Annotated in this window: 11 protein-coding genes; 9 read left to right on the top strand and 2 right to left on the bottom strand. The window is 50.1% G+C overall.

Annotated elements, in window-relative coordinates; all coding sequences use genetic code 11:
* Positions 1-511: 511 nt before the first annotated feature.
* The 5 genes from HZR20_RS13990 (at position 512) to HZR20_RS13970 (ending at position 7439) form a co-directional block, all read left to right on the top strand.
* On the top strand, positions 512-913 hold the full coding sequence (locus HZR20_RS13990) for a hypothetical protein (protein WP_181687359.1): 402 nt from the start codon (positions 512-514) through the stop codon (positions 911-913).
* A gap of 44 nt (positions 914-957) precedes the next feature.
* Positions 958-1575: a hypothetical protein gene (locus HZR20_RS13985; RefSeq protein ID WP_181687358.1), complete on the top strand. Its 618-nt coding sequence runs from the start codon at positions 958-960 to the stop codon at positions 1573-1575.
* Positions 1576-1624: 49 nt separating this feature from the next.
* On the top strand, positions 1625-3589 hold the full coding sequence (locus HZR20_RS13980) for an ATP-binding protein (protein ID WP_309484941.1): 1965 nt from the start codon (positions 1625-1627) through the stop codon (positions 3587-3589).
* 46 nt (positions 3590-3635) lie between these two features.
* Complete coding sequence (locus tag HZR20_RS13975) at positions 3636-5498, top strand: hypothetical protein (RefSeq protein ID WP_181687357.1); 1863 nt, start codon at positions 3636-3638, stop codon at positions 5496-5498.
* Positions 5499-6209: 711 nt separating this feature from the next.
* Positions 6210-7439: a tyrosine-type recombinase/integrase gene (locus tag HZR20_RS13970; protein WP_181687356.1), complete on the top strand. Its 1230-nt coding sequence runs from the start codon at positions 6210-6212 to the stop codon at positions 7437-7439.
* Between the two features lie 43 nt (positions 7440-7482).
* Here the strand turns inward: HZR20_RS13970 and HZR20_RS13965 are convergent, their stop codons facing one another.
* Positions 7483-7806, bottom strand: coding sequence for a hypothetical protein (locus HZR20_RS13965; protein ID WP_181687355.1), 324 nt, complete (start codon positions 7804-7806; stop codon positions 7483-7485).
* A 156-nt stretch (positions 7807-7962) separates the two neighbouring features.
* Here HZR20_RS13965 and HZR20_RS14675 point away from each other — a divergent pair, with 156 nt between their 5' ends.
* Genes HZR20_RS14675 through HZR20_RS13945 form a run of 4 tightly spaced genes read left to right on the top strand, consistent with a single transcriptional unit; the run spans position 7963 to position 11677 of the window.
* On the top strand, positions 7963-8091 hold the full coding sequence (locus HZR20_RS14675; protein WP_258560458.1) for a hypothetical protein: 129 nt from the start codon (positions 7963-7965) through the stop codon (positions 8089-8091).
* 33 nt (positions 8092-8124) lie between these two features.
* Positions 8125-8544, top strand: a complete 420-nt coding sequence (locus tag HZR20_RS13955) for a hypothetical protein (RefSeq protein WP_220132799.1) — start codon at positions 8125-8127, stop codon at positions 8542-8544.
* 51 nt (positions 8545-8595) lie between these two features.
* Complete coding sequence (locus HZR20_RS13950) at positions 8596-9765, top strand: ATP-binding protein (protein ID WP_181687353.1); 1170 nt, start codon at positions 8596-8598, stop codon at positions 9763-9765.
* Positions 9743-11677 carry an ATP-dependent nuclease gene (locus HZR20_RS13945; RefSeq protein WP_181687352.1) on the top strand — a complete coding sequence of 645 codons (1935 nt, stop codon included), beginning with the start codon at positions 9743-9745 and terminating at the stop codon, positions 11675-11677. The genes HZR20_RS13950 and HZR20_RS13945 overlap by 23 nt, the downstream gene beginning before the upstream one ends.
* A gap of 8 nt (positions 11678-11685) precedes the next feature.
* Here HZR20_RS13945 and HZR20_RS13940 read toward each other — a convergent pair whose 3' ends face one another.
* Positions 11686-12696 carry a Cdc6/Cdc18 family protein gene (locus tag HZR20_RS13940; protein ID WP_181687351.1) on the bottom strand — a complete coding sequence of 337 codons (1011 nt, stop codon included), beginning with the start codon at positions 12694-12696 and terminating at the stop codon, positions 11686-11688.
* Positions 12697-12880: the final 184 nt, after the last annotated feature.

The following is a 12880-nucleotide window of genomic DNA, read 5'->3' as shown; positions in this document are numbered from 1 at the left end:
ATTCGGTTTGCATAGTATCACCGCCATCTGAAAACTACCGTACATCAACCTGTCTTGTTCTGTAATTGGATGTAGACTCTGTCTGAAGCCATACGAACTACGGTCTGACTTCAAGATGCTGAATGTTGGGAACATACTACTCAGCAAGGTGAATCACTATTACTGACTACGATGAGGAAGAGCCGCTTGCGTCCTGGGAGGCTGCGTTCCTTCCGAATTGGGAGTGGGAGGCTTACGACAAGGAGGACGACGGCCTGTACTTTGGTCGGGTAAAATCTCCGAATACCTACGATAATTGGGAGTACGGCTATTTCAGTCAGGAACAACTGGAGAAGGCTGGAGCCTACAGAACCGATCTAGATCCGGACGACGAAGCTCCCTTGTTCCCGGACGGCGGTACGGTCGAGGACATCGTTCGAGTGTACGAAACCGAGTTAGAGGCCATGCTTGAGCCAGAAGAAGGTAATCCAGAATACGACGAGTAGACGAGCTTCTCGAGGAGAAACGGTATGTGGAAGAGGAGAAGCCGTACTGGATGAATCTCACCGGAGGTTCCAACACCTCCGGCGAACTCCGGTTTGAGCTGGAAAACTACTTCCCGGAAGCACATTACAGGAAGGCGATCGAACAACTGGAGCAGCAAGCAGAGGAAGCAATCCCTGGCGGCGGTAGCAGGACACAGTACTACTGGAGCGGAGAAGACGGAGTCGTCTACCACACCGAGTCAGGCGATGAGCTGGTCAACCCGTTCTTTGATTCCGTAGAAGAGGCAGAACGATACCTTGAGAACCTGGCCGATATCCACGGCAAAGAACAGTACGACAGCCTAGTACTGCGAAAATCCGGCAACCGGAAAGTCAAGGAAGCAACTGCTGTACTTACCAGCCAGTCTGGACTCGGTGATTTTGGATGATATAAATCGGAACGGTGTTACGTTTCGTACTTTGACACCAGGATATGCCAGACGACTCCACGGCTCCATACACGAAAGTTGAGCGGGAGAAATTGGTTCCTGCTATCTCTCTTTTGATTATTATTGTAGCAGTCGTGCTGTCTGATTTCAGTTACTGGAGGATAGAGGCAGCTGCCACTCTGTTCTTTTACGCGATCTTGGTTCAGATGTGGACTGAATTAGGACCGGATGATTTTACTCTATTAGGCCGTGATGGAGGGTTTCTTATGTTCATTTTGACGGCTATCGGTGCTGTGGTTATTGGTGACACATTTCGTGGAGCAGTGAGTTATTTTACCGGGGAGATTCTTCCCATTCAGTTTCTTGCGCTGGGAGTTCTTCTCAGTAGGTGGTACGTCAATGCCAGAAAGGCAGATAAGATTTCGCTCAGGACAGTTCTTAGATATAGAGACCCATTTGATCGAAGACTTGTTATCCCTCCTTGCGCATTCGCATTTTTTCTTCCGGTTTTTCAGAGATGGATTGGACTTGAACTCGTGAATTTTGACAGTGGGAGAGGGTTCTTCCTTCTAATCTTCCTGAGTATCGGATTCGGTCTTGTTCTTCACCTTAATGAAACAGGGCAGTTAGAGGAGATGCAGAGCCAGATTCAAAGTAAATGAAGTAGGGTGTGAAGAATATCTGATACGGATTAGTCCACAGCATTAAGATGTGGATAGACAGGGAGTCGACAACAGGCTATTTCGATTGGCACGAAAAGAGGGTATTCTTGATGATCCGGAGATTCGGAAGCTGATTTTAGCTTCTGGGCTCTCCAGTACCAATCATCTCCGGAAATCCGCTGGTAAGGCCGTATTCTGGAAGTCCCTTCAGCACAGGCAATACCCGTTTGATAGACCCTCGCATTCAGGAAACGTGAGGTTGGGAGTAACCTTCCGTAACTACCCACTGTACCTCTCACAAGACGATCTCACCAAGCATTTCCTGACTGTCGGCCAGTCAGGTTCGGGGAAGACGACTCTCTTCTACAGTTTGATGGACGAAATCGAGAAGCCGTTCTGGGCTTTCGACCTGAAGCAGGATTACCGGCACGTCGATGACGTCCTGGTGCTGCCGTGGACGGAGCTCCGGTTCAATCCTCTGAAGCCGCCGGAAGGTGTTTCACCGGGGCGTTGGGCCCAGGTTTTCTCCGAGGTATTCAGCCATGCTACGTCCCTCCTCAGCGGTTCGAAAAACCATCTTCTGAAGAAGATTATCGAAGTATACAGGCTCTATAACCTGTTTAACAGGGTTTCCGGGCCGTACCCGTCTTTTCATGAGTTAGAACTCTTGGTCAAGTCGGAGGGGATCAATTACGTCAGGAAGCAGGCGGATTATCGCGACACTCTTCTCAACCGTTTGGAGGCGATGAATCTTGTTGCGGGGACGGTCTTCGAGTGCAGCCAGGGCTACTCCATCCAGAAGCTCTTACAGGAGGACGTGGTCTTCGAGTTTGACGGTCTCATCCGGGACGTCCAGAACTTCCTGATGGAGATCCTATTCGCGTACGTCTACGAGTACAGACTGGCGCAGAACCACCGCAACCAAGGCCTCAACCACGTCTTCTTCCTCGACGAGGGGAAGCGGGTTTTCTCCGTATACAAAGAGCGTCAGGACGCTTCAGGCATCCCGGAGATTGATGAACTCACGGCGAAGATGAGAGAGTTTGGGGAAGGCCTCGTCGTCGCTGACCAAGAAGCGTCAAAGCTGACGGATTCGATCAAGGCCAATACGTATACCAAGGCGTTGCTGCCCACGGCGGGAAGGAAGGAGTTCCAGGCGATGACGGAGGCGATGAACCTGTCTGAGAGACAGGCAGAGTTCGCCGAGGAACTCGATACCGGGGAAGCGGTGGTCCAGGTGGGAAGCGATAGCCCCGTCCCGGTCAGACTCCGGAACTACCAGGTCGAGAAAACCGTCTCTGACAGAGAGCTCGAAAAAGAGCAGAGAAGCAGGTGGGAAGGCCTGTCCTATGAGCAGCGGAAGACCACAAAGAGATTCAACGACAGGATCGCTCCCGGCAGAACCGAAGAAGTTCCGGAGAAAGAGATACCGGAAGACCCGACAGAAATCAAGCTCTCAAGCGAAGCAGAGCGGCTCCTCGAAGACGTTGTCGAAAACCCGTTCAGGCCGTTGACCGAGCGCTACCAGCAGTTCTCCAGCAGCTACAAAGGGAACAAGGCGAAGAACCAGCTCGTCGATCAAGGAGTCGTCGTAGAGCGGAAAGTCAAGAACGGAGAGAACAGAAAGCTGCTCCAGCTCACTGAGAAAGGACGGGACTACGTCGAAGACCAGCTAGATCTCGAACCGAAACACAGGGGGAGAGGCGGTATAGTCCACAGGTACTGGCAGCACTTCATTAGAGACGCATTCGAAGAAGCGGGCTGGGACGCCTTCCTCGAAAAGTTCGACGCCGACGTCTACGTCAACATGGGAAACAACGAGCTCGCAGTCGAAGTCGCGATGGGCGACAACCCAAGAGAAATCAAACACGTAGAGAAGCACCTGGAGAAGGGATTCACTGTCTGGATCGCCTGTAGAAACAAAGAGATTCAGGAAGGACTGAAGCAGCGAATAGAGGAACGAGGACTAGATCCGGATCGGGTGGTGTTCCGTCTTTTCCAAGACTTCGACTGAGGTTTTTCACAAATCGACTTAAGATTCGCCGGCACTTAGTGAAGCTATGGGCAATAAAGGAAAACGCCAGAAGCCTTCAATTGGCGGTATTTTAGGCTCTGTAGAGATTATTGACCGAGTGGGAGATGTAGATGAGTTTGGCGAATGGCTACAAAACGAGTTCGGAACTAAGAGATCTGATAAACTTCTTGACGGCTACAAGTTCTTCACTGAGACTGCTTTCAGAGTTTTCTTACATCAAACTATCTACAGCAAGTTCCCGTTGATCCAAGAAGACTTCGTGTTCTTCAGAGCTCGTTTTGAAGGCGTGAGGCTAACTTCTGTGCCAAATACCTGTGAGAAAACCGCTTTCATCAAGAACATTAATGACCACCGACGAAGCCTAAGGAAAGCAGATTCTTGGGAAGAAGTTCAGACTGTTCTCGATGATTTTAAAGAGGAAGTTGTGCAACCATTTCAGAATTTGTTCGAGAATCATACTTTTGCAAATTCTGACTACGAGATAGAGAAAGCAAAGCTTCTGCGTCAAAAGGCGATTTTCCAAGTCTTTACCCGGTTTAATGACGTCGGAGATGGGTATCCGAACGGATACTATATCACGGTACTAGATACAGATCTTCGGGAGGAGCGGCTGGAATCAGCTTTAGAAGGATACAGCCGGACGTTGCAGTTCGTCTGGTCTCAGCTTGTGGGGGACGAGGTTTTCAAAGAGACCTGCCTCAGTGAACTACACAAGTCTGAGAGGTGGTCCTATTCGATCAACGTCTTCGATGAGTCCGGAGGCATTCCGGATGAAAGAGCAGACCTGGACCGTTTCTTTGGAGAAGTGGAGGAAGGTGTAGTCCGGCCGCTTGAGGCTGAGAATGGTGTCGAAATAATGGATGATGTCCTATTTCTTGATAGGGAAGTACTGGAAGACTTCTTCACGGAGTTAACCAGTCGAACGCAGGAAACAGGGTTGGATACCCAAGAGGAGTTCGACTACCAACTGTTGTGGTATCAGGTGGAGTTCCTCCGTTCAACGAAGATTTTCAACGGGGTTCCTGCATTCATTTCTCTGATGGGAGGAACCGTGAATCAGAAAAAGAGATTTGCTGATGGAGAGAAGGCTTACGTTTGTAAGTTCACTCACCCCGTTGAACCTGGCAACGACTACACTTACGGCGTTTTAGTTGAGGCTTCTGGAAGTTCAGGTCTTGCTGACTATTCTGGCTGGGTGATGTTCTACGATTGCTGTGGAGACTACTCAGGGTTCTCCGGTTCAGAGCATATACAGGCCGAGACACTTATTGAAAACCATTTAGAGAGGGATGAGATCATACTTCGAGAGATGGAGCTTGAGAAAGATGAGTTCAAGGAGATGGTTTCTGATATGACTGTGGGTGAGAGAGGATCGCAGCTGTCTGAGGAACTGGATCAGAAGTCGGAGACGAATCGACGTCAAACTAAACTGGGGAAGGCAAGGGGCCTCCTTGTGGAGTTGATTTCCTACTACTATCTAACTCGGAAAGACCACAGTTCCGATAATGTGGATTGGAATATTTCGTTTGATGCCGGTGAATTGGATGTACAGGTTGAGACACCGGATGAGATCCGTTTTATCGAATGCAAGTATGACCCTTCAAACCAAGACTGGGAATACGAGTTCAATAAGTTAGAAGACAAGGTAAGAGAGCCTGAATCGGAGAAAAGTAGGCAGGGAGAGTTCTGGTTTTGGAGTTCGCCGCCACAAGAGACAGTCAGACGTTTGGAGGAGGAAGGTTATCGATACAAAGTGGTTTCTGAGGTCGTAAGGGACGCACCAGAGTTCAGGGACAAGGACCTAGAGCATCTGATGTTCGTGATGGAAAAGATCGAACAGGACGAACACAGAGATCTGGATGAAGATATTCCTCTCGGAGAGTTATGAAAAAGAGATGTAACTGATGCCTTGGCTTTGAAAACGCGATTCTTACTTCATAAGACGGTAGAATCTATCGCCCTAGACGATTTGAACCGTGTTTCGACTGCTTCGGGATTTCAATGAAATAGATATAGACTCTAGTAACATGTTTAGAGGTGTTCGGGAGGTCGGAATATTTCAGGTGTTATGCTTTAGAGAATCTCAGCCCTGCCCAGACAAAGAAAAGACCTAGGAAGAACAGTATCAGTCTACTTCCGAAGTCAACGTCCGGAGTGAAGAAAGAGACAGCTATTGACCCTGCGCCGATCAAGACGGCCATCGCCGTTCCGGAAAGAAGTGTATTTGCGTCGCCAGCCATCTTCTAACATATGCATATTCCTCAGACATATTTAAATCCGCAGCCTGCCCTACGGCTAATCCATTAGACCAGACGAATGTAACCCTTTACCTCGATAATCTGGCTAGTCAAGAACAAACCAGAAAAGCAGATAAAACAGAATATATAAAAACTCAACACCATACATCAGTTGAAACCCCAAACGAAGAGAGGAGACTGGCAAATCACGGCAAAGGACAGATATCGACCGCTAATATTCAGGCGGGTCCTGCCATTTGATAGACGGTTCAATGGCTATCCATTCGAACCGGTGTGGTAGAGGTCAATTGAAGCCGTGTCTTTCCCATGTCTCCTTCTCTCTTTGAACGTGAATCGAATCTATGTCTACCACTCAATACGTCGACGTACAGCGAACGCTTCAAAATCTGGAAGACGAGGCCGATCCCGAGAACACGGAAGCCGTCAGAGAGTTTGTGGATCACTGCGCCGCAGAAGGGATCAGTGAGGTGCAGCAAGCCCGGCTTGTCTGGTCATGGAAAACGCTTCTCAACAAGTTTGCCCCGGACAGCTTCGAGATGAAGGGCGCTTCCCAGTCAGAGTTGAAGGAGTTACTGGCCAACGTGAACCGGAGTGACTACGCCGAGTCCACGAAGGTCAAGTTCAAGACCGCGGTCAAGAAGTTCTACCGAATCCAGAACGGAGGCCATGAGCAGCCGGAGAAGACACGGTTCTTCAAGGTGGGAAAGGAGAGCTCCTCCGTTTCCCGGGAGGACCTGTTTACCGAGGACGAACTGAAGCGGTTGTTCCGCAGCTTCTCGAACGTTCGGGATCGAGCGTTCACGATGGTGCTTTACGAGTCTGCTGCCCGTCCTGGAGAACTTTTGTCTCGGAACATCGCTGACTTCACTTCGAACGGGAAGGGCGACTTCATATACCTGGAAGGTCTGAAGGGGACGCCGGACAGGACGAACCAGTTGGTGCGTTCCGGTCGAGCGGTTCGTGAATGGTTGATGCAGCATCCCTTGGGAGGTGAACTGGGGAGTATCGACGACAAGAGTGCGCCTCTTTGGGTGAAGACAGAGCAGCAGGAGTGCAAGCAATGCGGCGAGATACCGCGGAACCACGGCGACAGCCATCCCTACGAATCGGATCTACGGGACCGTGTGAACTACGGTGGGTTCTACCGCCGGTTCAAGAAGGCGTGCGAGGCCGCGGATATCCCGGAGAACAAGCGGAAGCCGTACAACCTGCGGCATACGCGTTTGACTGAGGTTGCGACGTTCATGGGGTACGAGCAGTTGAACAAGTTTGCCGGCTGGAAGCCGGGAAGTGATCGAGCCAAGGTCTACGTCCACCTGAACAACGACGACGTCAACAGGGCGATCAGGGACGAGTACGGTCTCAGCAGTGAGGAAGAAGAAAACCAGTCTATCGAGTGCCCGTTCTGCGGGACGGAAAATCAGCAAACTCATTCCGAGTGCCGGAACTGCGGAAGACCTCTCAGCCTGGAGCAGGAGACGAAGAAAGAGGAGAAACAGGAGGTATTGGAACGTCTGGCGGAGCTGGAGAAGGAAGGGGTGTTAGAAAAGATAGAAAATTTAGAGGGGTAAATTCCCTTCTTGGCAATAATATTGAGTGAGTTGAACTTGCGGATTACGAGTCTGAAATCGTCTTGTCCAATATATGTGCTACTACTTGACGCCCCTCCCATTCCTCACCAGGACCAATGTTGACATTTCCATCCCCTTCTTGAACAAAAGTCTGCTTGTCCTCACGTCCTTTCCCGCTTACTGTGCGAGTTCTAAGTGTCGCCCCTGACTCAAATGGAGCCCAAGCAACCATATGATGGTAGTTTTCGCTTCCGATGTTGAGATATCCATTACTGCTCACTACACCAATTTCTGTATCAATGACATCGGCGTTGATGGGTTTGTCTCGTTCAAATCGTGGGTGAAGGTCGAGATCACGGTTTGGCATAGATTCCAAAGAACAAGCAGCTCTTACCTATATTTTGGGATGGCGATGTAGAGCTTCTAATGCTCAACGACTTTTCTAAAGAAATTGGGACTAATAAAGACACGAAAAATATCGTAGTGCTACATGTGATCGATGAGTCTGTATCTGGCTAATGTCATGGCTGAAGCCGAGGAACTCTTGGAAGAGGTCGAATCTTGGACCGAGGAAGAGGTTGAGGAGTTGCCGAAGCTGTACAGGGAGAAGGCAAGGGAATACAGGGGGCTTCTGCAACAGGGCGAGGAATAACCGTGTTCCACCTTCCGCGGGTAATACCGGTGTGTGGATTACCTCGACTACTCCCGCGACCTCCTCAGGGCTGACGAATCCTTCGGTTTTGACATCGAACGGTTCCTCGAGGAATCGCAGGAGCGGGAGCAGCAGCGATTGGAGGAAGAACTTGAACGGATCGACCAGCAGTTAGAAGAGCGGGAAGAGATACGTGATGACGTAGTGGTGGAGCTAGAGTCAAAGCTGGACTGGTACGTCGACCGACTCAAAGAGCTGTACCAGAGGAAGTTCTTCAACGACAAAGAGAAGAAAGAGCACCTGAAGGCAAAGATCGAAGAATTCTATTCCGAGCTACGGCAGGAACGCCGGAGGGCATGGCGAGACAAGCAAGAACTTGAGAAAGAGAGAAGGAAGTTATTACGAGAGCTGAATGAGTTGGATGATCAGAACTTGCAGGACTTACTCGGCTGACGAAAAGGACAGCAGTAGTATGATAACTTTGCGGGAGAAAAACAAGTGAATATGAGCAGTGAGTGGCCGAGAGAGTTTGACCTGAATATGGAAGAGGAGCTGCTGGAGGCTTGGGAGGCCAGTGATGGAATCCGTGAATTGATTGCTAACGCGTTGGATGAGGCAGCTCTCTCCGAGACCCAGGAACCGGATATCTTTGAAGACGATGAAGGCAGGTGGCATATTCGGGACTATGGCCGTGGCCTTACCCATCAGGACCTGACTCAAGGGGAAGACGAGGAGAAGTTGAATAATCCTGACAAGGTAATTGGAAAGTTCGGTGTTGGATTGAAAGACGCTCTTGCCGTCCTTTATCGACAAGGAGTAGACGTCACTGTCCATTCACCATATGTCTCTTTTACTGTGGAACAAGCCTCCAAGGCAGGATTCGATGACATCGAAACACTGCACGCCGTTATCCGAAAGACGGAGTACCCAGACTTGGATGGGACAGAGGTGGTTCTCGATGGCTGTACAGAGGAAGATATCGAAGAAGCGAAGCAGAATTTCTTGACTTACACTGATGCGACTTTACTGGAGGAGACTCGGTTCGGAGACGTTTACGAACCGTCTGCTGATGGCCCTGCAAGCATCTACGTAACTGGATTAAAGGTCGCCACTGAAGCAGACTTCCTGTTCAGCTATAACATTACGAATACTACGAAAACAATTCGGGACGCGTTGAACCGTGAACGTTCCAACGTTGGGAGAACTGCCTACACGTCGCGAGTGAAGAAGATTCTTCAGGCCTGCGAGTCGGGAGAGGTTGCTGAACGTCTTGTAGACGATCTTGAGCGAGTCCAAGAGGGCACGAACCATGATGAGTTGTCTTGGAAACCTGTACAGGTTCATGCCGCTCGTGTGCTGAACGCTCGAAGCGAAGCGATGTTCGTAACCGCGGAAGAGCAGGGACAGATGAAAGACCTTGTCGACCGGGCTAAAGGAGACGGGAAAAGAGTCGTGACAGTACCGGATAGCACTAGAAGAGAACTCAGCTCCGAATCTGATATAGAAGGAGGAGAGATTCGGGATGTGGATGTCTTCAAAGATGAGTGGGAGGAAAGTTTCGAGTTCGATTGGGTGCATGAAGACGATCTCACGCCTAATGAGAAGGAGATCTGGGAGCTGAAAGACAAAGTTCTCTCCCTAGTCGGAGTAGATGATAGGATCAACGAGATCTGATATGCGTCTAATTGGAGTTGAAGTCCAGGGTTATCGGCGTTTTGCTGATCGTGTCAGTGTGCGTTTCTTGGAGGATCTTGTTGCTCTTGTCGGTCAGAACGAGGCCGGGAAGACCTCGTTTTTAGAGGCGTTAGAGGAGTTCAATACTGAGGGACAGATTGAAGAGAGTGATCAGACCCGTCGAGCAGATATTCCAACGAAGATCCAGGCCACGTTCAATTTGGAAGAAGGGGATTGGAAGGATCTACGCTCTGTGGACGGGGGAGAGGAAATTGAGCAATGTACCTTGACTAAGAAGGAAGACGGAACTCTCTCGATCAGTCTTGATCCTAAGCCGGAACATGATCTGAAGCCCCGGAAAGAAGCCTATTCGGCCCTTACATCACTCCAAGAGTCAGAGGTCTACCAGGAAAGAGTAGCTCGAGGAGTACAAAATGCCCTTCAGAACGTAGTGAGTACGTTGGAGTCCGAGGATGATTACCTGGGGGATGAGAATCTCAATCAAATACAAGAACTGGCAGAGGATCTAAAGAACGTAGTTGACAACTTGGAGGAGAAAGAGGACGACACTTCGAAGATGGATGAGGTCGTTAAATTGTTGGGTGACTTCATTGAGCATGAGCGTAATTCTCCCCCTCATAGAGCCAGGGAGATCTTATTGAAACGCCGGCCAAAGTTTCTGATCTTCGACGAGGCAGACCGGAACCTTAAGCCGACCTACGATTTGAAAGAAGAGGTTCCGAATCCTCCACAAGCTCTTGAGAACTTGGCGCAGTTAGCTGATCTAGATCTGGGGCAGCTGCGGGACGCGGTGACTTCGAGAAATATCGCTTTCAGGGATGACCTGCGTGAAGATGCTAATGATAACCTGAAGGAAGAGTTTTCGAAGGCTTGGGTGCGGGAAGACGTAGTTCCTGTTTTGAGTGTAGATGGTAACGTTCTGCATATCAATGTAAGAACTCCGGATGAAAGGAACCGAGCACCGATCGATCAAAGAAGCGATGGCCTCCGTTGGTTCGTGGCGTTGCTTGCGTTCCTGAATCAGAAAAACGCAGGTAAAAGCCCGATACTCCTGGTTGACGAGGCGGAAAGCCACCTCAGTTATGATGCCCAGGCAGAGCTGATCGAGGTTTTAGAGACGCAGACTGTCGCTCAGAAAGTTATCTATACGACTCATTCCGCGGGCTGTCTTCCGTCCGACCTTGGGAGGGGTATCCGCCCTGTCGTGCAGCTGGAGGGTGAGCGAAGTGATATCAAAAACGGGTTCTGGGTGGAAGAGCCTGGATTCAAGCCAATCATGGTTGCGATGGGATTGAATCCTGTAGCTTTCACAGTAGCTAGAAATGCTTTGATTGCGGAAGGTCCCAGTGAGACTATTCTACTGCCGACGTTGATCCGACAGGCCACGGACCAAGACGAATTAGGATATCAGGTGGCCCCCGGTGCAGCGAACGTAGGGGAAGAAAAGGTATCAGAACTCCTCTCCGAAACCGGGAGGTCAATGATCCTACTTGATGGGGACAACTCCGGTGAAGAAAGGAGAGACGCGCTTGTCGATGTAGTTGACTCGGAAAAGGTGAGAACTCTTCAGGACTTTCCTGGTGAACAGATTGTATTTGAGGATCTTATTGATGCCGAGAGATACGTTGAGGCGGTGAACGAGGAGCTTCAGACATGGCAAGACGCAGATGTAGAGTTACAATCCGATGATCTGCCTGAAATGAATCGTGTAGAAGCCGTGGATGAATGGTGTGAGGAGAACGATTTAGGCGAGCCGATGAAGACAGATGTTTGTCAGCGACTGGTTAGAAAATCGTCTAATGGAGAAACAGTTGTTGACTCCAGTAGGGAAGAGGTTCTAGAGGAGATTGATGAATGGGTCAACGAGTGCTTCGTCAGCCTTGAGGGTTGAAGACTACTCTACGGACTCTCGATTGAGACCTCCCGTGTCTTTCCTTTCCTACCGCCATAGTGGTATTCTGCTTTGACCAAGTTTAGCTGCTCAAGTTGTTTCAGGAAGTCGCTGATTCGTCGATCCGACAGTGTTTCCTCTCCTCGTTCTTCCGCAACTGATCTGTAGCGTTGGTAGATATCGCCGGCGTTGATGACCGGCCCTTTCTCCCTGCTTAGTTCTTCTACGGCCTGGTAGAGGTATTTGTGGTGCCGGGAAAGATGCTCCAACTCACACTCAGTGTAGACTTCGAACGCTTCTTCCTCAACTTCTTCTACGAGTTCTTCTGTCACCGTTTCTTCTGCGTTCCGGGCAGCAACTCGGAGCCAGGTCAACGCGAGTTCCGTGTTCTGTGTCTTGGAGGCGATGTAGGTCACTGCGTTGCGATGTACTGACCGCTCCGCCAGACTCTTCTTAGCTCGTTTCGCCAGTATTTTGTAGACCTGTTCGCCAGTGTAGGGCTCGAACTGTATTCGGCGGGGTTGTAGGGAGCTGTAGGTCCTGGGTTCCAACCTTTCCCCGAGTTTCTCAACGTTCGCAGTGATCACGGTGATCTGCGGCCCGTTCTCAAGTCGAGAGAGAAAGTAGAGCAGGTCTTCTTCGTTGTTCAGGAGCAGGAAGTCGAGTTCGTCCAGCACGATCACCGCGTCCATCACTTCGAGCTGTTCTTCGACCCGTCGCTGAAGTTCGGAGGTGTGGTGCCCTGACTCGACTTCTTCCCGGGTGAGCTGGGAGACTATCCGCTTCAACGCTTTATACTGTGTGTCGTGTTTCAGGCAAGAGACATAGCAGGTCCTGGCCTCTACCTCTTCAAGCGCCTTCTTCACCAGGTGCGTCTTCCCGGTTCCGCGAGGGCCATGGATATGCAGGTTCCTTGATTCCAGGTTCTCAGTCAGTAGACGGCTCTCGCGTTCTCTGTCGACTGTTTCTTCGGGTAGATGGTTCTGCTGTAATGGAGTCACGTCGTGGATCACGGTCATGGAACTGTCTTCAGAGAGACAGGGTTACACCGGCTGAGGTGCACCGGGTTTCATTTGAAAAGTTTGGAAGACGAATTCTGAAATATATCCGTCAAGTGAAACGTAGTGAGTGAAACCGGGGATTAACCCTCGGTATCAAATACATCTACCCAGGGGGTGAGGGAAAGCTTTGTTTGACAAGTCG

It is taken from the genome of Halorhabdus salina (assembly GCF_013839425.1).
Lineage (GTDB): Archaea > Halobacteriota > Halobacteria > Halobacteriales > Haloarculaceae > Halorhabdus > Halorhabdus salina.
Note: the sequence above shows the minus strand (reverse complement) of the source record. Positions and strands in the feature narration are given on the sequence as shown.

Coding starts and splice junctions, on each gene's coding strand:
- HZR20_RS13985 (WP_181687358.1), top strand. CDS start 958: ATGCCAGACGACTCCACGGCTCCATACACGAAAGTTGAGCGGGAGAAA.
- HZR20_RS13975 (WP_181687357.1), top strand. CDS start 3,636: ATGGGCAATAAAGGAAAACGCCAGAAGCCTTCAATTGGCGGTATTTTA.
- HZR20_RS13970 (WP_181687356.1), top strand. CDS start 6,210: ATGTCTACCACTCAATACGTCGACGTACAGCGAACGCTTCAAAATCTG.
- HZR20_RS13965 (WP_181687355.1), bottom strand. CDS start 7,806: ATGCCAAACCGTGATCTCGACCTTCACCCACGATTTGAACGAGACAAA.
- HZR20_RS14675 (WP_258560458.1), top strand. CDS start 7,963: ATGGCTGAAGCCGAGGAACTCTTGGAAGAGGTCGAATCTTGGACCGAG.
- HZR20_RS13950 (WP_181687353.1), top strand. CDS start 8,596: ATGAGCAGTGAGTGGCCGAGAGAGTTTGACCTGAATATGGAAGAGGAG.
- HZR20_RS13945 (WP_181687352.1), top strand. CDS start 9,743: ATGATAGGATCAACGAGATCTGATATGCGTCTAATTGGAGTTGAAGTC.
- HZR20_RS13940 (WP_181687351.1), bottom strand. CDS start 12,696: ATGACCGTGATCCACGACGTGACTCCATTACAGCAGAACCATCTACCC.